Annotated in this window: 23 protein-coding genes; 12 read left to right on the top strand and 11 right to left on the bottom strand. The window is 67.3% G+C overall.

The window, feature by feature from the left end; genetic code table 11:
* The first annotated feature begins 278 nt into the window (after positions 1-278).
* Genes pheS through pheT form a run of 3 tightly spaced genes read left to right on the top strand, consistent with a single transcriptional unit; the run spans position 279 to position 4,778 of the window.
* On the top strand, positions 279-1,313 hold the full coding sequence (pheS, locus tag CFB18_RS06755) for a phenylalanine--tRNA ligase subunit alpha (protein ID WP_088571037.1): 1,035 nt from the start codon (positions 279-281) through the stop codon (positions 1,311-1,313).
* Between the two features lie 9 nt (positions 1,314-1,322).
* Positions 1,323-2,192 (top strand): type VII toxin-antitoxin system HepT family RNase toxin, encoded by an 870-nt coding sequence (gene hepT / locus CFB18_RS06750; protein ID WP_088571036.1) that lies wholly within the window; start codon positions 1,323-1,325, stop codon positions 2,190-2,192.
* Positions 2,193-2,240: 48 nt separating this feature from the next.
* Complete coding sequence (gene pheT, locus CFB18_RS06745; RefSeq protein WP_088571035.1) at positions 2,241-4,778, top strand: phenylalanine--tRNA ligase subunit beta; 2,538 nt, start codon at positions 2,241-2,243, stop codon at positions 4,776-4,778.
* 47 nt (positions 4,779-4,825) lie between these two features.
* Here pheT and CFB18_RS06740 read toward each other — a convergent pair whose 3' ends face one another.
* Positions 4,826-5,218 (bottom strand): HesB/IscA family protein, encoded by a 393-nt coding sequence (locus tag CFB18_RS06740; RefSeq protein WP_088571034.1) that lies wholly within the window; start codon positions 5,216-5,218, stop codon positions 4,826-4,828.
* Positions 5,219-5,828: 610 nt separating this feature from the next.
* Between CFB18_RS06740 and CFB18_RS06735 the strand changes: the two genes are divergently transcribed.
* Positions 5,829-6,860, top strand: a complete 1,032-nt coding sequence (locus CFB18_RS06735) for an SPFH domain-containing protein (RefSeq protein ID WP_159461616.1) — start codon at positions 5,829-5,831, stop codon at positions 6,858-6,860.
* Between the two features lie 90 nt (positions 6,861-6,950).
* Here the strand turns inward: CFB18_RS06735 and CFB18_RS06730 are convergent, their stop codons facing one another.
* The 5 genes from CFB18_RS06730 to acnA all read right to left on the bottom strand — a co-directional run bounded on the left by CFB18_RS06730 (position 6,951) and on the right by acnA (position 12,992).
* On the bottom strand, positions 6,951-8,336 hold the full coding sequence (locus CFB18_RS06730; protein WP_088571032.1) for a glycoside hydrolase family 10-like protein: 1,386 nt from the start codon (positions 8,334-8,336) through the stop codon (positions 6,951-6,953).
* A complete protein-coding gene (gene holB / locus CFB18_RS06725; protein WP_088571031.1) occupies positions 8,333-9,385 on the bottom strand; it encodes a DNA polymerase III subunit delta' in 1,053 nt (350 codons plus the stop codon). Before holB ends, CFB18_RS06730 begins: the two co-directional genes overlap by 4 nt.
* A 20-nt stretch (positions 9,386-9,405) precedes the next feature.
* Positions 9,406-9,588: a HEPN domain-containing protein gene (locus tag CFB18_RS16510; protein WP_088571030.1), complete on the bottom strand. Its 183-nt coding sequence runs from the start codon at positions 9,586-9,588 to the stop codon at positions 9,406-9,408.
* Between the two features lie 144 nt (positions 9,589-9,732).
* Positions 9,733-10,164 carry a ferritin-like domain-containing protein gene (locus CFB18_RS06715; RefSeq protein ID WP_088571029.1) on the bottom strand — a complete coding sequence of 144 codons (432 nt, stop codon included), beginning with the start codon at positions 10,162-10,164 and terminating at the stop codon, positions 9,733-9,735.
* Positions 10,165-10,217: 53 nt separating this feature from the next.
* Positions 10,218-12,992 (bottom strand): aconitate hydratase AcnA, encoded by a 2,775-nt coding sequence (acnA, locus tag CFB18_RS06710; protein WP_088571028.1) that lies wholly within the window; start codon positions 12,990-12,992, stop codon positions 10,218-10,220.
* Positions 12,993-13,332: 340 nt separating this feature from the next.
* Between acnA and CFB18_RS06705 the strand changes: the two genes are divergently transcribed.
* Genes CFB18_RS06705 through CFB18_RS06680 form a run of 6 tightly spaced genes read left to right on the top strand, consistent with a single transcriptional unit; the run spans position 13,333 to position 16,340 of the window.
* Positions 13,333-13,650 carry a winged helix-turn-helix domain-containing protein gene (locus tag CFB18_RS06705; protein WP_088571027.1) on the top strand — a complete coding sequence of 106 codons (318 nt, stop codon included), beginning with the start codon at positions 13,333-13,335 and terminating at the stop codon, positions 13,648-13,650.
* Between the two features lie 34 nt (positions 13,651-13,684).
* Positions 13,685-14,410, top strand: a complete 726-nt coding sequence (locus tag CFB18_RS06700) for a hypothetical protein (protein ID WP_088571026.1) — start codon at positions 13,685-13,687, stop codon at positions 14,408-14,410.
* 27 nt (positions 14,411-14,437) lie between these two features.
* Positions 14,438-15,151 carry a CPBP family intramembrane glutamic endopeptidase gene (locus CFB18_RS06695; protein ID WP_088571025.1) on the top strand — a complete coding sequence of 238 codons (714 nt, stop codon included), beginning with the start codon at positions 14,438-14,440 and terminating at the stop codon, positions 15,149-15,151.
* 6 nt (positions 15,152-15,157) lie between these two features.
* A complete protein-coding gene (locus CFB18_RS15280; protein WP_159461615.1) occupies positions 15,158-15,331 on the top strand; it encodes a hypothetical protein in 174 nt (57 codons plus the stop codon).
* A complete protein-coding gene (locus CFB18_RS06685; protein WP_159461614.1) occupies positions 15,325-15,741 on the top strand; it encodes an ABC transporter permease in 417 nt (138 codons plus the stop codon). The genes CFB18_RS15280 and CFB18_RS06685 overlap by 7 nt, the downstream gene beginning before the upstream one ends.
* Positions 15,742-15,785: 44 nt before the next feature.
* Positions 15,786-16,340, top strand: coding sequence for a hypothetical protein (locus CFB18_RS06680; RefSeq protein ID WP_088571022.1), 555 nt, complete (start codon positions 15,786-15,788; stop codon positions 16,338-16,340).
* Here CFB18_RS06680 and CFB18_RS15010 read toward each other — a convergent pair.
* Positions 16,268-16,591, bottom strand: coding sequence for a hypothetical protein (locus CFB18_RS15010; RefSeq protein WP_143597542.1), 324 nt, complete (start codon positions 16,589-16,591; stop codon positions 16,268-16,270). The genes CFB18_RS06680 and CFB18_RS15010 overlap by 73 nt on opposite strands.
* Positions 16,592-16,757: 166 nt before the next feature.
* Here CFB18_RS15010 and mntA (CFB18_RS06675) point away from each other — a divergent pair, with 166 nt between their 5' ends.
* A complete protein-coding gene (gene mntA / locus CFB18_RS06675) occupies positions 16,758-17,216 on the top strand; it encodes a type VII toxin-antitoxin system MntA family adenylyltransferase antitoxin (RefSeq protein WP_088571021.1) in 459 nt (152 codons plus the stop codon).
* Positions 17,170-17,583: a type VII toxin-antitoxin system HepT family RNase toxin gene (gene hepT / locus CFB18_RS06670; protein ID WP_088571020.1), complete on the top strand. Its 414-nt coding sequence runs from the start codon at positions 17,170-17,172 to the stop codon at positions 17,581-17,583. Before mntA (CFB18_RS06675) ends, hepT (CFB18_RS06670) begins: the two co-directional genes overlap by 47 nt.
* Positions 17,584-18,077: 494 nt before the next feature.
* On the opposite strand, the gene lpdA is transcribed toward hepT (CFB18_RS06670), so the two are convergent.
* From lpdA to CFB18_RS06645, 4 genes are all read right to left on the bottom strand, one after another.
* The gene (lpdA, locus tag CFB18_RS06660) at positions 18,078-19,493 is read right to left on the bottom strand and encodes a dihydrolipoyl dehydrogenase (RefSeq protein WP_088571018.1); all 1,416 of its coding nucleotides are present in this window, start codon (positions 19,491-19,493) and stop codon (positions 18,078-18,080) included.
* A 65-nt stretch (positions 19,494-19,558) separates the two neighbouring features.
* Positions 19,559-19,996 carry a type VII toxin-antitoxin system HepT family RNase toxin gene (hepT, locus tag CFB18_RS06655; RefSeq protein ID WP_088571017.1) on the bottom strand — a complete coding sequence of 146 codons (438 nt, stop codon included), beginning with the start codon at positions 19,994-19,996 and terminating at the stop codon, positions 19,559-19,561.
* A complete protein-coding gene (mntA, locus tag CFB18_RS06650) occupies positions 19,959-20,414 on the bottom strand; it encodes a type VII toxin-antitoxin system MntA family adenylyltransferase antitoxin (protein ID WP_088571016.1) in 456 nt (151 codons plus the stop codon). Before mntA (CFB18_RS06650) ends, hepT (CFB18_RS06655) begins: the two co-directional genes overlap by 38 nt.
* A 4-nt stretch (positions 20,415-20,418) precedes the next feature.
* On the bottom strand, positions 20,419-21,322 hold a 904-nt coding region (locus CFB18_RS06645), incomplete at its 5' end, for a bifunctional phosphoglucose/phosphomannose isomerase (RefSeq protein ID WP_159461644.1).

Below are 21,322 nucleotides of genomic sequence, written 5' to 3'. Positions count from 1 at the left end.
GAGAGCCCCGCTCGGCGACCGCCGGCTGAAGTTCGCCCCGGAGCCGGAACGGCGAACCGGAGAGGCCTCCGGAAGCCCTCTCCCCAGTAGCCGTTCCCGGAGGGCCCACCGTTATCCGGGCCGCCGGAGACCCTTGCCTCCGGCGAAGAGCGGGCCTGCGCGCCGCAGGCCAAGCAGGGTGGTACCGCGGGGGAGCCCCACGCCCTCGTCCCTGACCGGGATGAGGGCGTGGTTGTTTCCCGGGATCCTCATTGACCCCTACCAGGAGGCACGCCGGCATGGTCACCGTGGACGAGCTGGAACGATTGCGTGAGGAGGCGTTGCGGGAGCTGGAGGGGCTGGACACCGAGGAGGCCCTCCAGGCCTGGTATGCCGGTTATCTGGGCCGGCGCAGTCGGCTGATGGAAGCCTTTGCGATCCTGGGGACCCTCCCCCGGGAGCTGCGGCCGGCCATCGGGCGCAAGGCCAACGAGGTCAAAGAGGCCCTCGAGGCAGCCTACGCCGCGCGGCGGGAGGCCCTGCGCCAAGCCGCCCTGCGCCGCGAGCTGGAGGCCCCGCCCCTGGACGTCACCTTGCCCGGCCGTCCGGTTCGCGCCGGCCGGCTTCACCCGGCCACGCGCACTCTCCGGGAGATCGTCGCCATCTTCGCCGAGATGGGCTTCCAGGTCTTCACCAGCCGGGACGTGGAGACCGATGAATACAACTTCCAGCTGCTCAACATCCCACCCCATCACCCCGCCCGGGATATGTGGAGCACATTCTACACCGACCGGGAGGGAGTGATCCTGCGCACCCACACCTCCCCGGGACAGATCCATGCCATGCGGGCCTTCTGCCCGGAGCCCATCCGGGTGATCCTGCCCGGGATGTGTTATCGTTACGAGCAGATCACCGCCCGCTCCGAGATCATGTTCCATCAGGTGGAGGGGCTGGCCGTGGGCCCCGGGGTGACCATGAGCGACCTCAAGGGCACCCTGGCGGACTTCGCCCGCCGGATGTTCGGACCCGAGCGCAAGGTCCGCTTCCGCGCCTCGTATTTCCCCTTCACCGAGCCCAGCGTGGAGGTGGACATCGACTGCATCCTCTGCGAGGGGCGAGGCTGCCGGGTCTGCAAGCACACCGGCTGGCTCGAGATCGCCGGCGCCGGGATGGTGCACCCCGTGGTCCTGCAGAACGGCGGCTACGACCCCCGCCGCTTCACCGGCTTCGCCTTCGGCATGGGGCCGCAACGGATCACTATGCTCAAACATCGCATTGACGATATTCGATATTTCTGGGCCAACGACCTACGCTTCTTAGAGCAGTTCGATTAGAGGGCGAAGATGGAGCCGATCAAGACCTGGCGGGTCTATGAGGAAGAAAAGGGCCGTGTCGAAGAGCGCTTGGCCGAGGCCTTGGCTGGGGAGCCTGATGTGGTCTTCGCCTACCTGCACGGCTCCTTCGTCGAGGGGGAAGTCTTCCGGGACATCGACGTCGCGGTGTTCCTGGATCCTTTTCCCACGCCGGCTTGGCCCCGGGAAGCGGAGCTGGCCGCTCGCCTGGAGGCGACGCTGCGCCGGGCCGGCCTCCCCTTCCCGGTGGACGTGCGGGCCCTGAACGCCGCGCCACCGGCCTTCCGCTTCGCCGCCATCCGGCCCCGCCACATCCTCCTCTGCCGCGACGAGGACCGCCGCGCCGACTTCGAGGCCTCGACCTGGTCGGAACACTTCGATGTCCGCCGCCTGCACGAAGCTTACCTGCGAGGTGTCTTCCAGATGATCCGCTATCCAAGCGATCGCATGCGCAACCTGCTCTCCGCGCTGTTCGAAAGCCAGCGCGCTCTCGACTCCCTTGCCCGGATGCCTGAAGCAGATTTCCTGGCCGACCCGCACCGACGGGGCAGCGCCCGGTATCACCTGGTGGTGTCGGCGGAAGCCATCGTGGATATCGCCCAGCATCTGATCGCTCAGAACCGCTGGCGCTCGCCGGAAACCTATGGTGAGGCGATTCAAGTGCTCCGGGAGCATGGGGTGATCCGCGAGGCCCTCGCGCAGCGCCTCTCCGACTTGATTCGTATGCGCCATCGGCTGGTTCATCGCTACTGGGAGGTAGATGATCGCCTCGTCTTCCAAGCAATCCCCCAGGCGATGCGGGACATCGAGGACTTCGTCCAGGCCATCGGGGTCGCGACAGGGCTTCGCCCCGGAAAGTAGGCCGAAGGGCCCCAGGGCTTCCAGATCCCATTGAGGAGGATGAGGGATATGCGGGTTCCGTTGCGCTGGCTGCAGGAATACGTGAGGATCGATCTGTCGCCAGAGGAGCTGGCCGAGCGCCTGACCCTGGCCGGCTTGGAGGTGACCGCCATCGAGCGGTTCGGGGTCCCCGGCGCCCCCCTGGAATGGGACCGGGAGCGGATCGTCGTTGGGCAGGTCCTCCGGGTGGAGCGCCATCCCAACGCCGACCGCCTGCTCCTGGCCACGGTGGACTACGGCCGGGGGGAGCCGAAGGTGGTGGTCACCGGCGCGCCCAACCTGTTCCCCTTCCTGGAACGCCCGCCGGAGCGCCCTCTCAAGGTGGCCTTCGCCCTGGAAGGGGCCACCCTCTACGACGGCCACCAGCCGGGCTGGGTGAAGATGACCCTCCAGGGCCGGGCCATCCGCGGCGTCTACTCCGATGCGATGGTCTGCTCGGAGAAGGAGCTGGGGATCTCCGAGGACCACGAGGGGATCCTCCTGCTGGACCCGGAGGCGCCGGTGGGGATGCCCCTGGCGGACTACATGGGGGACGTGGTGCTGGAGATTGATCTCACCCCCAACCTGGCCCACGCCTTCTCGATCATCGGGGTGGCCCGAGAGGTGGCCGCCCTCACCGGCAAGCGTCTGCGCTACCCTCCCACCGTTGTGAAGGCACTCGGCCCGGCGGCCCGCCGCCTCGTGGGGATCCGCATTGAAGACCCGGAGGGTTGCCCTCGCTACGCTGCGATGGTCATCCAGGACGTGCGGGTCGGTCCTTCCCCCTACTGGATGCAGTGGCGGCTGCGGTTGTGCGGGATGCGCCCCATCAACAACATCGTGGATATCACCAACTATGTGATGCTGGAATGGGGCCAGCCCCTCCACGCCTTCGACTACGACCGGCTGGTGGAGCGGGCCGGCGGCCGCCCCCCCACGATCATCGTCCGCCGCGCCCGCCCCGGCGAGCGGATCCGCACCCTGGATGGGATGGAGCGAGATCTGGATCCGGAGGACCTCCTGATCTGTGACGAGGCCGGCCCCATCGCCATCGCCGGGGTGATGGGGGGCGCGGAGACGGAGGTCGGGGAGGCCACCCGCGCCGTCCTCCTGGAGTCCGCGAACTTCGACTTCATCTCCATCCGTCGCACGGCCGCCCGCCATAAGCTGCCCAGCGAGGCCAGCGCCCGCTTCGGACGAGGGATCCACCCGGCGCTCACCCTCCCCGCCGCCCGACGGGCCGCCGCCTTCATGCAGCGCCTGGCCGATGGGGTCGTGGCCCGCGGGATCGTCGACGCCTACGCCCGCAAGGCCCGACGGGTGACCCTCCCGCTCTCCGCGCAGGATGTGGAGCGCGTGCTGGGCTTCGCCATCCCGCCCCGCGAGATCGAGCGGATCCTGCGCGCCCTGGAGTTCCGGGTCGAGCCCGCCCGGCCTCCCGCCCGCTCCCGCTCCGCCCCGGCCGCCTGGCGGGTCACCGTCCCCGATCATCGGCTGGACTGCCAGCGCCCGGAGGATCTCATCGAGGAGGTCGCCCGCATCTGGGGCTATGACCGGATGCCGGAGACCCGGCTCCGGGATCTCCTGCCCCCGCAGCGGGGCAACCCCGCCTGGGCCTTCGAGGAGCGGGTCCGGGACATCCTGGTGGCCTGCGGGCTCCAGGAAGTGATCACCTACGCCCTGATCCATCCGGACGAGGAAGCCCGTCTGGCCCCTCCCGGCGTCGCCAATCCCTACACGGCCCTGGACTACGTCCGGCTGATCAACCCCATCAGCGAGGAGCGCACCGTCCTCCGCCACACCCTGCTCCCCGGGTTGCTGCGCACCCTTCGCGCCAACCTCCGGTTCCGGGAACGGGTGGCGATCTTCGAAGTTGGGAAGGTCTTTCTCCCCCGTCCCGGAGAGGCCCTTCCGGAGGAGCCGCGGCGGATCGGCATCGCCCTCACCGGGCCGCGGGATCCCGCCTCGTGGCTTCCCGTGGATCGGGGGCGGATGGACTTCTTCGATCTGAAGGGCGTCGTTGAGGCGTTGCTGGAGCGCTTGCACATCCCGGGGGTGGCCTTCGAGCGGGCGGAACATCCGAGCCTGCACCCGGGCCGGGGAGCGGAGGTGAAGGCCGGTGGACGTTCCCTGGGGATCCTGGGGGAGCTGCACCCGCTGGTGCGCCGGGCCTGGGAGCTGCCGGATCAGCCCGTCCTGATCGCCGAGCTGGATCTGGAAGCCCTGCAGGCGCTGGCTTCCATCGCGCATGTCTTTGAGGCGGTGCCTCGGGTGCCCCCGGTGGTGGAGGACTTAGCCTTCATCGTGCCGGAGAGCGTGCCGGCTGCCGCCCTGGCCGCCGTGCTGCGCGAGGCCGGCGCCCCCCTGGTCCGCGAAGTGCGCCTCTTCGACGTCTACCAGGGGCCGCCCATCCCGCCCGGGCACCGCAGCCTGGCTTTCACTGTGTTCTATCAAGCGGAGGACCGCACCCTCACGGACCGGGAGGTGGCCGCGTTGCGGGAACGCCTCATCCGCGCGGCCGCCGAACGGCTCGGCGCCGTCGTCCGTCAGAAAGAGGAGGGGATGTGACCGCTCGGGGAGGGGGCGGACGGAAGGACCGTCCGCCCCCTCGTTTCTCAATGGGAGCCACATCCACAGCTGGAACCGGAGGAATGATCGCACCCGCAGGAGGGAAGGACGTTGGGATTGTGGATCTGAAAGAATCCCCCGGCCGGATCCTCGACGTAGTCGATGGTCGAGCCCCACAGATACGAGGCGCTGATCGGGTCCACCAGGAGGGAGATCCCCTGGCTCTCCAGCTGGTGATCCGTCTCCGCGGGCTGGTCTTCGAACCCCATGCCATACTGAAGCCCGCAGCATCCCCCGCCGGCGACGAACACCCGCAGATACCGGGCGGGGATGTTCTTCTCGCGAATGAGCGCGCGCAGACGTCGGGCTGCCGCCTCCGTCAGCCTCACCACCGGAACCTGCACGGTGAGCTCCTCATCCCGCCGGGCCGGCTCGACCATCGCACACCTCCGGAACAGGTTCATTTCCGGCCGCCCCCCTGACGCGAGGCCGGCCGGGGACCGAATGAAGTAAATCACCTGGATTGTAATCCCTTTCGCCCCTCATTGCCTACTCCGGAGGACGCGGATGCCGGAGCGCCATGGAGCCGAAAACCCAACGATGGAGGCTCATGTCCCGGAATGATCGGAGAGGGACAGAGGCCACCTTCCCCCTCTCGTTGCGCCATGGGTTCAAGCAGGGCCACTGCCCGCCATTGCCCCACATCCAATCCCCATCATCGAAGGGGAAGAGCCCCGATCTTTTTTAGGAGGGGCTTTCGCCCCGAACCCGAGCCTCAATGGCAACGGCGAGCATTTCGGTCAGGAGGAACCTTCCACCCGCAATCCCCGCCTTCTTCGATCCCGAAGGGTCGTAGCGAAAGCCGCTCCTGCAGTCTGAACCTCGGTCTCCTCGGTCTCACAATAGTCTCGGCTCCTGCGGGAGGATTGCCTCTTTGATGGATTCCCCCAAACCGTTTCCTCCGGTAAAATGAGGCCGGAGCCCTCGAGCGGAAATCCACGAGCTGGAATTCCTTTCGGATCGGTTTCAAACCTCAGTGAGGAGGGGAAGATGCCCCGCATCTTCGATGTGATCGAGTGGGCGGATGACACCGGACGGGAGATCGTCCGCCGTTTCCCGGAGGAGGGGGCCGGGGATTTTCGATTGGGCTCCCAGCTGATCGTGCGGGAGAGCCAGGTCGCGGTGTTCTTCCGGGACGGGAGGGCCCTGGATGTGTTCGGGCCGGGCCGTCACACCCTGACCACAGCCAACATCCCGCTGCTGATCAACCTGCTGGGCCCGCTCTTCAGCGGCCGCTCCCCCTTCACCGCCGAAGTCTACTTCGTCTCCACCCGGGAGTTTGTGGACCTCAAATGGGGGACCCCGGACCCCATCGTGGTGCGCAACCCTGGCATGGGCCTGGGGGTGGTGCTGCTTCAGGGCCACGGGACCTTCGCCCTTCAGGTGCGGGATCCCCAGCTCTTCGTCAACAAGATCGTGGGCGTGCAACGCCTGTATGAGACCGAACGCATCGTGGGCTACCTGCGCAGCATCCTGGTGAGCAAATTGGCCGATGTGGTGGGGAACTTCAACCGCCCGGTGGTGGACCTGGCCGGGTTCTTCGAAGAGCTCGGCGCGGCGGTGCGAGCCAAAGCGCAGGAGGACTTCGGGGCCTTGGGGCTGGACCTCAAAGCCTTCTACGTGCAGTCCCTGCGTCCCTCCTCGAAGACCGTTGAGGAGCTGCGGGCCATGGGGCTGCTCGATGTGCAGACCTATGCCCAGCTGCAGGCGGCGGACGCCCTGCGGGAGGCGGCCCAGCAGGAGCTGGGCGGGCTGGCCGCGGCCGGCGTGGGCGCAGGGGCCGGCTTCGGGCTCGCCCAGTTCTTCACCCAGCTCTTCCAGGGGATGACCCGCCCGGCCGCTCCGACCGGCCCTACCCCCGCCCCGGAGATCATGACCGTGGAAGAAGCCGCCGCCTACCTGAAGGTCTCCCCGGAAGACATCGTGCAGCTCATCGAGTCCGGCCAGCTGAAGGCCCGCAAGATCGGGACCACTTATCGCATCAGTCGCACGGCCATCGAAGAGTTCATGAAGGGCGGATGAGAGGCTGTCCACAACCGGGAACGGGAATCGCGGATGCGGGGCGGCCTTCGAGCAAGCCCTGTGGTAAGCCGAAATTCGTTTTCGGCCCCCTTAGGGCAACGGCGGGACGGGAGCGGGCTGCGGGAAGGCCTGGGTGGCCAGCTCATCCCAGTAGCCCCGCTGGCTCAGAGGCCCGTAGGCGAAGATCGCCATCCCCCGCGCTCCCAGCGCTCGGGCCGCCTGAATGCGGTCCAGGACGTCCTGGAAGCAGGCATAGCCCCCGTGGATGCCTGGAAACACATAGCGCCCGCCGGCGTCCGCCAGGAAATCCGCCACCAGGATGCGGAAACGATCCAGGGTCCAGACCGTGGTGTCCGGGCAGTTCGCGGAGGGCCCCGCCGGGTAAATCATCGGCATAATGGCGTCCACCCACCCCTCCCGCAGCCAGCGCTTGGAATCCTGATAGTAGTCCGAATAGCCCTGGCGGAACCCCGGCCACCCCCAGCGGTTCTGATAAACCCCCCACACCGCCGCAGTGACCCAGGCCTGCGGACGTATCCCCTTCACCACCACCGAGATCTCCCGGACCATGGCGTTCACCTGCTCCCGCTGCCACTCCGCCCGCTCCGCCGGGCTGCTGAAGGAGGGCGTGAACGGATCATAGGAATAATCCGGGCCCGGATAGCGGATCAGGTCCAGATGCACCCCGTCCAGATCATATCGGCGCATCAGATCCCCCACCACCCGCCGCAAGTGATCCCGCACCCCCGACCACGCCGGCGTGGCCCAGAGGTAACTGCCACAGGTCATCATATTCATTGGCATGCCCGAAGCATCATACACTCGCCACGCGCTCCACGAGCGCCCGTTGGTCCGGGAGAAAGTCCAGAAAGGATGAGGCGGGTTCAGGCCGTCCGGAGGCGCCCCCACCCCGCAGAGCCAGGTCGGATACACATTGACATACGCGTGAACCTGAAGCCCCCGGGCATGGGCCGCCTCCAGAAGCACCCGAAGCGGATCAAACCCTGGTGAAACCCCCAGCGTGCGCGTCACCGTCCCCGTCAAACGAGCCGCCCACGGCTCATACCCCGGCGCGTAATACGCATCCCCCACCCCACGAACCTGGAAAAGAAGAACGTTGAAACGGGCCGCCGCCGCCTGATCCGCAATGGCCACCAGCATCTCCGGCCGCGCCCACGTCCCATCCGCCCGCGTCCAGTCAAACCGCGTCACCCAAAGGGCCCGAAACTCCGGCGCGGCCGAAGGCGCGCGCATCACCAGAGGGAGATAAACCTGATACGGTCCGGCCTGGACCTCTCCCCCGATCGAAGGGAAAGCAGGGGAGGCATGGAATGGGATGGCAGGGATGTAGCGGCTCCATACATACCAGAGCGCGTTCTCCACGTCCGCAGGAGGGATCCCATCCGGGCGCATGGGGCTGGACCCAACGAACAGGAGCAACAGGAGGAGGCCGGGGAGCGCTCTGCGACGGCTCATGGCGGACCTCCCGGCACATCCGACGAGAGCGCAGGAGCCGGCATGGGATCCGATTCAAAATCCTCCTCAGGAAGGAAGGGCCAGTCCAGGAGCATCGCCTCCAGGGCGAGGCGGGCGTTGGCGTTGCGCTGCAGGGCGTTCCACGTCCGCCGCGTGGCCTCCAGCGCGGTCCGGGCGCCCGCCAGGCCCACCCGCTCCGCCACCCGCTGGATGCGCTGGCGGTCCTCCTCGTGAATCAGGGGCAACGCGGCTCCCGCCGCGCAGTATAAGACATCTCGCCACCATGCCATGGCGGCCTCCAGAAAGGCCTGGCGGGTCTCTTCCTCTTCTCCGGCCAGCGCCTCGGCGAACCGGAACCGCTCCCATCGTCCCCGGGTCAGCAGCTCATGGATCCGGCGGATCCGCTCCTCATAGCGGGCCGCTACCTCCGGGTCATGGGCCGCCTGGACCGCCCATCCGAGGCGCCCTCCGGAGCGCCGCGCCAGGCGATCCGCCCGCTCGGCGGGGACACCCCAGCGAGCCTGCAGGGCCTGACGGATCTCAGCGATCGGAACAGGATCGAGAGAGAGGACCTGACAGCGGGAGACTACGGTAGGCAACAAGGACTCAGGGGAGGGCGCGATGAGCATGAGCACCGCGTAAGAGGGCGGCTCCTCCAGGGTCTTGAGCAGGGCGTTCGCGGCCTCCGTGGTCATCTTCTCCGCCTCATCGAAGAGCACCACCCGATAAGGCCCCTCCACCGGGGTGAGGGCGAGCTGCCGCTGGACCTCGCGGATCTGATCGATCTTCAGGCTGTTGCCCTCCGGGGCCACATACAGGGCATCAGGATGATGTCCGGCCTCCATCCGGCGGCACGCGCGACAGGACCCGCAGGGAGGATCGGACTCGGCGCACAACAGGGCCATCCCCCACGCCCAGGCCAGGGTCCGCCGGCCTACATGGGGCGGACCCGTGAACAGATACGCGTGGGCGATCCGCCCTTCCGCCCGCTGGCGCTCCAACAGGCGGATGACCGACCGATGACCGACCACCCAACGAGCCAACCCCATTTGCGCCTCAATCGATCCGCTCAGGCGCTCCAGGACCCCAACAGCCTGTTCCTGGCTTTTGGAAAGAATATTCTGTTTTCTTGCAAGTATTTCTCCGCAGCTTGTTGGGCATGGAAGCAGGCTGCATCGTAATTCGGGTGCCTGCGGGCCCGGAGTTCCCGGGCACTGGTTCTCCAATCGCCTTCAGCTTTCTCGATCCACATCATCATGCGCGATTTGAGGCGATGGAGGGGCGACCCGGTGGGTCGCCCCTGCCGCTGCTCCCGATGGGGATCGTGGAATGGACCAACCCTTCGGACCGCGCTCGCAGCCCGGTCCCTGTGGGCCCGCCTGGTTTTCACCGACCGCTAAAAGGCTGGCCCGCCCAGGAGCCGCTCGATCTCCTCCTTGTGCCGGGTTTCGTCCTCGGCGAACATCTCCAGGGTGGCCTTCAGGCCGATATCCCCCACCGCCTCGGCCTGGGCCGCCCGCTCCCGATAGCCGGCGATCGCCTCCAGCTCGAATTTGAGGGAATCCTCCAGCACGCCCCGCCAGTCGGAGACCTCCGTGGGCGCCTGGGGCTGGACCCGAGGGATTCCGCCCAGGGCCACGATCTTGTCGGCCAGATACATCGCGTGCTTGACCTCGTCCATCACCTCCTTCTGGAGGAGCTCCCGCACCTCGTGGCCGGCCAGGCCCTTGAGGACGCTGGCATGGCGGATGTAACGGATGATCGTGTTGAGCTCGGCGTTGAGATCCCGATTCAGACCTTCGATGAGCTGCGCCAGCTTCTCATCCATGGCAACCTCCTGAGATCCGAGGATGTGGGAGCCTGGCCCCTTCGGCTTTCCCTTCAGGACGCCTCCTGGAGGATCCGCCGCAGCACCGCGGGGAGGATCCCACCGTGGCGGTAATATTCCACCTCCACCGGCGTGTCCAGACGGGCGATGGCCGGGAAGGCGATCTCCGTCCCGTCCGCCCGCCGGGCCCGCACGATGACCTCCTGGCGCGGCCGCAGGCCCTGAGCGATCCCCTCGATATCGTAGATCTCGAAGCCGGTGAGGCCCAGGGACTCCCGGTTCTCGCCGGGGCGGAACTGCAGCGGGAGCACGCCCATCCCCACCAGGTTGCTGCGGTGGATCCGCTCGAAGGACTCGGCCAGCACGGCCTTGACCCCCAGCAGCGCCGTGCCCTTGGCCGCCCAGTCCCGGGAGGAGCCGCTGCCGTATTCCTTGCCGGCGAGGATGATCAGCGGGATCCCCACCTCCTGATAGCGCATCGCCGCCTCATAGATGGTCATCCGCTCTCCGGTGGGATGATAGACCGTGTAGCCCCCTTCGGTCCCCGGCACCAGCATGTTCTTCAGGCGGATGTTGGCGAAGGTGCCGCGGATCATCACCTCGTGGTTGCCGCGCCGGGCGCCGTAGGTGTTGAAGTCGGCCGGCGGAACCCCCCGGGCGATCAGATACTGCCCCGCAGGGCTGTTGACCGGGATGCTGCCGGCGGGCGAGATGTGATCGGTGGTGACGGTGTCGCCCAGCACGGCCAAGACCCGCGCTCCCCGGATGTCCTGCAGCGGCGGAGGCTCCAGGGAGAACTCCCGGAAGAAGGGCGGCTCCTGGATGTAGGTGGAATCCGGATCCCATTCATAGAGATCCCCCTCCGGGACCGGGAGGCTCCGCCACCGCTCATCCCCTTCGAAGACGCGGGCATAGCGGGCCCGGAACATCTCCGGGTCCAGGCTCTCGCGGATCACGCCCTGGATCTCCTCCGGGGAGGGCCAGATGTCCCGCAGGAAGACCGGCTGGCCGTTGGGGTCGAACCCGATGGGCTCACGCTCGAAGTCGATGTCGATGCGGCCGGCCAGGGCGTAGGCCACCACCAACATGGGGGAGGCCAGGTAGTTGGCGCGGACCAGCGGATGGATGCGGGCCTCGAAATTGCGGTTGCCGCTCAGGACGGCGACGGCCACCAGATTGTGCTCCCGGATGGCTTTGGCGATGGGCTCGGGCAGCGGGCCGCTGTTGCCGATGCATGTGGTGCAGCCGAACCCGACCAGATGGAAGCGCAGGGCCTCCAGGTAGGGCAACAGACCCGCCCGACGTAGGTAATCCACCACCACCGGCGAGCCGGGGGCCAGGCTGGTCTTCACGTAGGGCTTCACCATCAGCCCGCGCTTGACCGCGTTGCGGGCCAGCAACCCAGCCCCGATCATCACGGAGGGGTTCGAGGTGTTGGTGCAGGAGGTGATGGCCGCGATGACCACAGCGCCGTGCCCCAGGGTCACCGTCTGGCCGTCCAGGCTCACCCAGATGGCGGGGGCAGAGGGGGCCGCCGTCGCCGCGGGAGCGGGCGCGACCACCCCGCCCTCCCCTTCCAGCCGGCCGACGGCCTGCGCCTGAGCCGGGTTCAGGGGCGGCAACATGGAGGCGATGCTCTCCCAGAACTGGCGCTTCACCTCCCGCAGGGGCACCCGGTCATGGGGGCGCCGCGGCCCGGCCAGGGTGGGCTCGATGGCCCCCAGATCCAGCTCCACCACATCCGTATAGAGGGGATCCGGCCCCTGGCCATCGTAAAAGAGGCCCTGGGCCTTCGTGTAGCGCTCCACCAGGTCCACCAAATCCGGCTCCCGCCCGGTCCCCCGCAGATACGCCAGCGTCTCCTCATCCACGGGGAAGAACCCGCATGTGGCACCATATTCGGGCGCCATGTTGGCGATGGTCGCCCGATCCGGCAGGCTGAGGGCGCGGAGCCCGGGCCCGAAGAACTCCACGAACTTATCCACCACCCCCTTCTTGCGGAGGAGCTGGGTGATGGTGAGGACGAGGTCGGTGGCCGTGGCGCCCTCGGGGAGGTGGCCCGTGAGGCGGACGCCGATCACCTCCGGGATGCGCATATAGTAAGGCTGGCCCAGCATCACCGCCTCGGCCTCGATGCCGCCCACGCCCCAACCCAGCACGCCCAGGGCGTTGATCATCGTCGTGTGGGAATCCGTGCCCACCAAGGTGTCCGGGAAGGCCACCACCTCCCCGTTCACCCCTCGGGTCTGAACCACCTTCGCCAGGTATTCCAGGTTCACCTGGTGGACGATGCCGGTGCCGGGGGGCACCACCCGGAAGTTCCGGAAGGCTTTCTGGGCCCAGCGCAGCAGGGCGTAGCGCTCCCGGTTGCGCTCGAACTCCTTCTCCACGTTCAGGTAAAAAGCGAGCTCCGTCCCGAAGAAATCCACCTGGACGGAGTGATCGATCACCAGATCCGCCGGGACCAGGGGGTTGATCCGTCGGGGATCCCCGCCCAGGCGCTTCACCGCGGAGCGCATCGCCGCCAGATCCACCACCGCAGGGACGCCGGTGAAATCCTGGAGGATCACCCGGGCGGGCATGAACGGGATCTCCCGATCCGGAAGATCCCGAGGGGCCCAGCGGGCGAGGGCCAGGACATCCTCTTCGGTCACCAGGCTGCCGTCGCAGTGCCGAAGGAGGTTCTCGAGAAGGACCCGGATGGAGAAGGGCAGACGGGAGGGATCGCTTACGCCCTGCTCCGCCAGACGGCTGAGCTGGTAATACACGACCGTTCCGGCCGCGGTTTCCAGCGTCGCCTTCGCGCCGAAGGGATCGGACCGCGTCATCGCTGCACCGCCTCCATGTTCCTCGGGTATGGAAGCAAATGCCATGGCTATCGTAACACACTCCGCCCCATGCGCCAAAGCGCGGGAAGGAAGAAGGCCCGTCAGGAGGGTCACGTCCGCGAATCATCCCCGGCCGCGGGCCCGAAACGTCCCTCTTGACAGGATCGGGGAAGTCCGTTACACTTTGCTACACAAAGTGCTTTTCATTAACAAAGTAAACTGGTCTGCAAAGGAGATCGGCGTCGTGGCCCTGCTGAGCCTGAAGGCGATCGGAAAGCGGGCGGAGGGAGCCCCTCCCCGGCCGGCATATTCGGACAGCCCCGGAATGCGATAACGGCCTATGGAGATCCTGGATCTGGACCCCATCATCCACGAGCGGGTGCGCCTGGGGATCATGACACTGCTCCTTCAGGCGGGGGAGCTGGACTTCGGGACCCTGAAGCGGGAGCTGGGCGTCACGGACGGCAACCTGGCCCAGCACCTCCGGGTGCTGGAGGAGCACGGGCTCATCGAGGTGCACAAGGCCTTCGTGGGGCGACGACCCCGCACCACCTACACCCTCACCCCGGAGGGCCGCCGCCGGCTGTGGGAATACCTGGAGCGCCTGTCCGCCCTGCTGCGGTCCCTGAAAAAGCCCGGCCCACGCGCCCGGCGCTGACTGCTCTACCCTGTGGAGTGGAAAGGAGGTCCGGATGCGAACGGATGATCAGGCGATTCAGGAGCTGCTGGACACGGTGGACATCCTGCGGCTGATCGCGATGAAGGGACGGTCCGAAGTCCGACACTTCGCCCACTACATGATCGCCTTCGGCCTTTACTCCGCCTTCAACATCTTCGCGGATCTGCTGTTCGGCCGCTCCTTTTGGGCCCCTACCCTCTACGTGGCTTTTTGGGGGGCTACCGCGCCCCTCGCCGGGATCCTCCCGGCCGGCCTGGTGTGGGCCATCGCGGGGATCTTGGCCGCCGTGATCTGGACCCTCACCCGCTCTCCTTACTGGACGCTGGGCACCGTCCTGCTGACGGCGGCCGGGGGGATTGGGGCGGTCTACTCCGTCGCCGCTCGTCAGGGACGGCTGGAGGGGATGCCTCCCCTGCGGGTCGCCATCGCCCCCAAGATCGGCTGGGCGTGGGGGATCCTCATGGGCGGGATGGCCGTGCTGATCGCCGGCCTGAGCCCGGCCTCTCTCCCGGCTGGAGCGGCCACCGCCCTCTGGGGCTACGCCATCGGGATCGGCCTTTTCCTCTCCGGCGTCCTGGTCCCCCTCTTTTTCCCGCTGGGCATCCTCTGTGCCTTCGGCGTTCCCCTTCTCGCCCTCTTCGCCGGGCGGCCGGATCTCGCCTTCGCCCTGGAAGGCCTGATGGGTCTGGCGATGGCCGCCCTGGGGCTTCGCGAGCTCCGCCGCGCTGCGGCGAGCTGAACGACCCTGAGACCGGGAGGTGCAAAGATGCGCACCGATCTTCCGCGTCGCTATCTTCTCTTCCCTTTCCTCAGCGTCATCGCCACCTCCTTGACCCTCGCCGGCCTCCGCGCCGCGGGTCTCCCTCCGGAGAGAGCGACCCTGGCCCTTGGGATCCACGATCCGGCCCTGTTGCGCGTGCTGCTCTACGCGTTGTGGGCCGCTGCCACCGCGTGGGCCCTTGTGTGGATCCTCCGTCGGGAAGGCATCGGCCTTGCGGATCTGGGATGGCGGGGGAGGCTCTCCCCGGACGCCATCGGGTTGGCCGTTCTGGGGGCATGGGCGGCCGCGATGATCTGGCTGCCCTTCGACGTCCTGCGGCAAGCCCTCGGCATCCCCCTTTACTGGGATCCCGCACAACGGGGCTTCATCCAGCCCGCCTCCATCCCGGAATTCGCAACAGCGGCCCTGGCCGGCCTGATCCTGGTCCCCCCGGCGGAGGAGACCATGTTCCGGGGATATGTGCTCCCGGCCCTGGAAGGACGCATCGGCCGTCTCGGGGCGCTGCTCCTACATAACGTTCTCTTCGCCCTTTATCACGGCGCCATCGGGCCCGGCCTCGTCCTCTATATCTTCTTCTGGTCCTTCTTCCCCGCCCTGCTGTATCTGCGTTATCGCTCCATTTATCCGCCTATGCTGATGCACTTTCTCAACAACATCTGGGTGGACCTGCTGGTCCCCATTCTCTTCAGCGGGAGGTGAATGACGATGGGCGCGGTGATCGAGGTTCAGGAGCTGCGTAAAATCTACAGCGTCGGGCTGATCTCCGTCCCCATCGGCATGGCCGCCAGGCGGGAGGCGAAGGTCCTGCGCCGATTCCAGGCGACGCCGTTGCCTCCCGCGGTTTACCTTACCACCCAGCTGGCGATTACTTGGTGGTGACCCTCCTCGGAGGGATCGCCCTGGTCCTCGTGGGGCGGCTGTTATTCGGCATGCGCTTCGAGGGGGATCCCCTGGGGGTCCTCGTCGGCTTCACCCTGGGCACCCTCGCTTTCCTGGGGCTGGGGCTGGCTGTGGGGAGCCTCGCGCCCACCGCTCGGGTCGCCCAGGCTGTGGGGATGATCCTGGCCTTCCCCATGATGGCCCTGGGCGGCGCCTGGATGCCACTGGAAATCCTGCCCGAGTCCATCCGCCGGATCTCGGCATGGCTTCCTCTGACCCACGTGGTCACCCTGATGCGCGGACTGTGGGCCGGAGGGTCGTTGGGGAGCCACCTTGGGGACCTCGCCTTCCTGATCGTGACCGGTGTGGCCGGCGGGCTGCTCGCCGCGCGGTTCTTCCGGTGGGAGTGAGCGGCCCCGGCCGGCCTGAGACCCTCAAGCGAAAGGAGGAGCCGATGGGAAAGTGGAGGATCGGGTTGCTGTTGCTCAGCGCCGCGCTGGCCGTGGCATGCCAGCAGCCTATCCCCACGCCTCCCCGGATCGAAGAGGAGGCGGGCCCGCGGGCGCCGGCCCCGGCCACGCCGACGACGGCTCCATCGCCCACCCCGTCCCTGATCCCGACGCCGACCCCGATGGCCGCCCTCGGCACCTCATGCGCGGCCCCGCCGATCCCGGGGCCCAGCGCCCCCTTCACGAGCCGGGCGGCCGAGGGATGCTTCCATCTCCACCTAAACGCCGGCGAGGAGTGGACCCATGACGGCTACGAGATCGCGGCGATGATCGGCTACACCGAGCGGCCAGCGTGCGCCGGCTTCGGCCTCGCTCTCTCCTGGAAGGTCACCGCCGGGAACGGCGAGGGGATCGTATGGACCGTGAACACCCAAGGCGTCGAACGGATGTGGAAAGGGCCGCAGGGAAACGTGTTCGCCGGCTGCAGCTACATCACGCTCCGGAACAACGGAGCGGGGCCGGTGGACATCGATGTGCGGGTGGTGGTGGACGTCCCCTGAATCGAAAGGGGGGTGGGCGGTTCGCCGCGCCCACCCCCCGCTTTCCCGCGAAGGGGATCCCCCCTAAATACGGTGATGGGGATCGGGCATTCCCCGGCCGTCAGGGCGGCAACCAGGGACGCCCCGATGGCCGAGCTGCCCATCCCCGCGATCACCACCCCATCGAAGGCCGAGGCCGTCCACCCGGAAGGCAACGGCACCGCCATCGCCTCGAAGAGCGCCACGAGCAGATCGTGTTCTTCCCGGCCCATCGTTTCCTCCTCCTCTGGGATATCCGCCGGCAGGTCCTGCCGCTTTCCGCATCCCGCGAGCTCCGGGCCTGCGCCTCCCTCGAACGGCCAGGGTCAGACCTGCCCGTTTGGGGCGAGGGAGCGATTCGCTATAATGGCCATGTCGGATCCCGGGGAGGGAAAACCCATGCCGGATCGTCCGGAGAGCGCCCCCTTTCCAAATCTGGATCGCCTGGCGGAGATCTTCGGGAAATATCCCCAGATCGAAGCGGTTTATCTCTTCGGCTCCGCTGCCGAGGGCCGCCTGCATGCGGAGAGCGACCTGGATCTGGCCGTCCTGGTGCGCCAGGGGTCCCCGCGGCCGGATCTTCTATCGCTGCTGGCCGACCTCGCCCGCCACGGCTTCTGCCGGGTCGATGTGGTGTTCCTGGACACCGAGGATATCCTCCTGAAGTTCGAAGCGGTCCGCCACAATCGGATCATCTACCGGACCGATGCTTTCGATCCCGGGGCCTTCTTCTCCCGCGTTGTGCGCCAGTATCTGGATTTCGTCCCCTACCTGCGGGTGCAGCGGGAGGCTTACAAACGGAGGATCCTCCATGGTTCGACCGGAAGTTCTTCAACGTCGACTTCGCAAGCTGGATGAATACCTGGAGATCCTGCGCCGTCTGCGACGCTACCGCTTTGAGGAATTTATTCAGGACCCCGAGCGCTATGGCAGCGCGGAGCGCTTTCTGCAGCTCGCCATCGAGGCCCTCCTGGACATGGGCAACCATATCATCGCTGATCTCAGCCTGGGGGAAGTTCGATGGTATAGCGACATTCCAGCGATTCTGACTGAACGGGCTGGATTGGATCCTGAGCTGAAAGAGAAATGGATACGCATGATTGGGTTTCGCAACATCCTGGTCCATGAATACATGGAGGTGGATCGCCGGATCGTTTACGAAATCCTTCAATCCGGCCTGGAAGATCTCGAGCGGCTGCGGAGATTTTTTGCTGCTTTCCTGTGACTGGCCTCTGGACGGGAAGAGCCGCGCCGCATAGCGGCGCGGGGGAAACGGAGAGATGGGCCTGATCTTCTTCGCTGGAGCCTTCAATGCGCCGCTGGAACGGGTGGGGCGAACGCTCGGTGACCGTCCCCCTATCTCCGGCCGCCCTGGAGTTCCTGGAAGAGCAGCTCGGGCCGGGAACCCCGCTCCGGGATTGCACGCTGGAAGAAGGGCTCTCGCCTTCCCGCCTCCCCCTCATCCGCTCATCTGGGCAGATTTGGAGATCCGGCTTCATCACGCGGCCGGCCAGGGCCTTCCGGACCGGATCGCCCGCCGCAGCGGGCGAATCCATGGGCCGGACGGGATGGCCTTTCCCGAAACGCATGAGGAGGTGCGCGCCCTGCTGGCCTACGCGGAGATGGTGGGCGCGCAGGTGGTGGTGGACGTCCTCTGAATCGAAAGGGGGTGGGCGATGCGAGCCGCCCACCCCCGCTTTCCCTTGAGGGGATCTCCCCCTAAATGTGGAGGGCCGCCCCCAGGGCCGCGTGGGCCGCCTCGGCCAGGACCTCGCTGAGGGTGGGATGGGCGTGGACGGCACGGATGATCTCCTCGGGAGTGAGCTCCGCGGTGCGGGCCAGGACCAGCTCCGGCAGCAGCTCGGTGACCTCCGGGCCGATCATGTGGACCCCCAGGATCTCCCCGTATTTGGCGTCCACGACCAGCTTGACGAACCCCGCGTGCTCCCCGAAGGCCAGGGCCTTGCCGTTGGCCTGGAAGGGGAACTTCCCCACCTTCACGGTGTATCCCTGTTCTTTGGCTTGCTTCTCCGTCAACCCCATGGAGGCGATCTGTGGGCGGCAGTAGGTGCAGCGGGGCATGGCCAGGTAATCCAGGGCCGGCGGCATGGGCCCCTTCCCCTCCCGGGCGGCGATGTGCTCGACGGCCACGATCCCCTGGGCCGAGGCCACATGGGCCAGGGCCAGCTTCCCGGTGAGGTCACCGATGGCGTAGATGTTCGGCACCGAGGTCTGCAGGAAATCGTTCACTACCACCGCCCCGCGCTCCACCTGGACCCCCACCGCCTCCAGGCCCAGTTCCTCCGTGTTCGGCTGGACGCCGATGGCCACCAGCACGGTCTCCGCCTGGAGGGTCTGGCCGCCGGCCTCTACGGCCACCCCCTCGCCCGCCGCTCGCACCGCCTCCACCCGCGTGTTCGTCATGAAGCGGATCCCCATGCGGGTGAACTGCTTCTCCAGCTCGACGCTGATCTCCTCGTCCTCCAGGGGCGCGAGGTGCGGCAGCATCTCGATCAGGGTGACCTCCGCCCCGTAGACCCGGAAGAGATAAGCGAACTCCAGGCCGATCGGGCCCGCGCCGATGATGACGATGGAACGGGGGACCTGCTTCAACTCCAGGGCCTGGCGATAGGTGATCACTCGGGGCGGATCCACGGAGAGGCCGGGCAGCAGCCGCGGCCGCGCCCCGGTGGCCAGAACGATGTATTTCGCTTCCAGGACGCCTTCGAAGCGCTGGCCGCCCACCGCCGCCCCCTGGGTGGGGCGGACCTCCACTTGGTTGGCGGAGCGCAGACGGCCCTCCCCTTCGTAAACATCGATGCGGTTCTTGCGCATCAGGAACTGGACGCCCCGCACCAGGCGGTCCGCCACCTGACGGCTGCGGCGGTAGGCCGCCTCATAGTCGACCTTCAGGTTCTCAAAAGAGAACCCGAACTCGTCCCCCCGGCGCAGGAGCTCGATGACCTCGGCGTTGCGCAGCAGGGCCTTGGTGGGGATGCAGCCCCAGTTCAGGCAGATGCCGCCCAGATGCTCCCGCTCGACCAGGGCCGTCTTCAGGCCCAGCTGGGCCGCCCGGATGGCCGCCACATACCCCCCCGGCCCGCCTCCGATGATCACCACATCATACTGCGGCATGGGATCCTCCTGAGAAAGCGTCTTGGCGATCCACTCTATGGATGGCCTCACGCCGATGACAGGGATTAGCGGATCCGCCCCTGGACCCAACGCGATAAGGCCACCAGATCGGAACGGCCATCTCGCACCAATCGCTGCCCGACCCGATGAGCCAGCCGCGCCTCTATCCGGTCATAGTCGTGGACGATCCGATGGCGCAATCCCACATATTCCTGGAAGCGATGGGCCGGCGAGCGCCCCAAAACGCCGGCCTGATGCAGACGAACAAACACCTCACGGGAAGCTACGGGGATGGGCTTTCCCGGCAGATCCGACACGATCGCTCCACAATCGATGGCGTCCTCTACGGTGATCTGGATCAAGCGCTCCGCGGCCCGTCGGTAGTAGGGGCGCTCCATGAACTCAGCAAGCGGAATCCTCACCAGGGATTCCAGCTCCTGGAGATAGGCCTCGAGGTTCTGAAGTTTAGCGAGCAGAACGCCGTGAGGCTTTCGCGCGGCCATGGCTTCGCCTCAGCGCGCGGAGGGCTGCGCGGCGCAGCTTCTCGTGGTCTTCATAGAGGCGCAACGTATAGGAATGAAGGGAAGCCCCCCGCAGGGGCTGGTCCTCATAGAGGAGGATGCCCTGACACGCCTCCCAGAGCAGCTCCGGGGAAGCCTGGTTCAGGAAGGCGACGTCCACCTCCGCGCCCTCCACAGCCTCTGCCAGCTCCCGGATGCACCGGAGCTGCCACCGCCAGTCCCGCCAGCGCGGGGAAGCTGCGCGCACCGCCAGATCCACGTCGCTGGCCCTGTGAGGCCGGCCTTGGGCCCGGGAGCCGAACAGGAAGATCACCTGGAGCCCCAGGGCGCGCGCCGCCCGGCGCAGCCGGCCCATATGGATCCGTATGCCGGGGACAACCTCCTGCCATCCTTGCGGCATGCGCTCAGCCTCCTGCCAGGCGGGCCTTCAGCTCGGCGATCACCTGCACCGGCGATGGATCGATCTCGTAGGCCAGGGCCAGATACACGCTGATGAAATCCCCCAGCAGGATCAGGGAGAAGGCCTGGGCGAGGAGGCTGGAGCCTCGCCCCACGAAGAGATCCGTGTTCACCCCCTTCTTCATGAAAATCTCCCGGGTGATGCGAGCCCGCAGGGCGTTGCGCGGGTGATCCGCAGGCGCGGTCAGGAACAGGGCCATCACGTGGGATAGCAGCTCGGCGGGGAACTCAGTCCCCACGATGGTGTTATGATCCGCCTCCGGCAGAGCCTCAAAGACCGCCGCCGCCTTCGCGTTCTCGTTGATCTGGGTTTTCCAGCGGCGGGCGACCTCCGCCAGGGGCCCGGCCCCGAAGATCACAGGGAGGCGGCCGATCAGCTGCCCGGCCATCCGCTTGGCCGGGTTCTGGACGACCGGGACCTCGGGAGCCATCCTCTGGACATCCTCCTGCATCAGGGCAACTGCCTCATCGATGGCGGGTTGTTGATCCGGGATCAGGCCCAGCCGGTGGAACAGGCCGAGGAGGATGGAAAAAGAATAGCCTAAGGCCGCCCGAGGCTGCCCGACCGGCTCGAACCGGAAGAGCGGGACCTCCCACGCCCGGGCCCATTCTGCCAGCCGGCCTCCCGTCGCCACCGCCGCCAGGGCGCATCCTCGCCGCCGGGCGGTCTCGAAGGCCTCCAGGGTCTCCTCGGTCTCCCCGGAATAGCTGGAGGCGATCACCAGAACCCGCGGGCCGCGGGCGAAGGCCGGCAGGGCGTAATCCCGCACCACGGTGACAGGGATCGGGCATTCCCCGGCTGTCAGGGCGGCAACCAGGGACGCCCCGATGGCCGAGCCGCCCATCCCG

It is taken from the genome of Thermoflexus hugenholtzii JAD2 (assembly GCF_900187885.1).
Lineage (GTDB): Bacteria > Chloroflexota > Anaerolineae > Thermoflexales > Thermoflexaceae > Thermoflexus > Thermoflexus hugenholtzii.
Note: the sequence above shows the minus strand (reverse complement) of the source record. Positions and strands in the feature narration are given on the sequence as shown.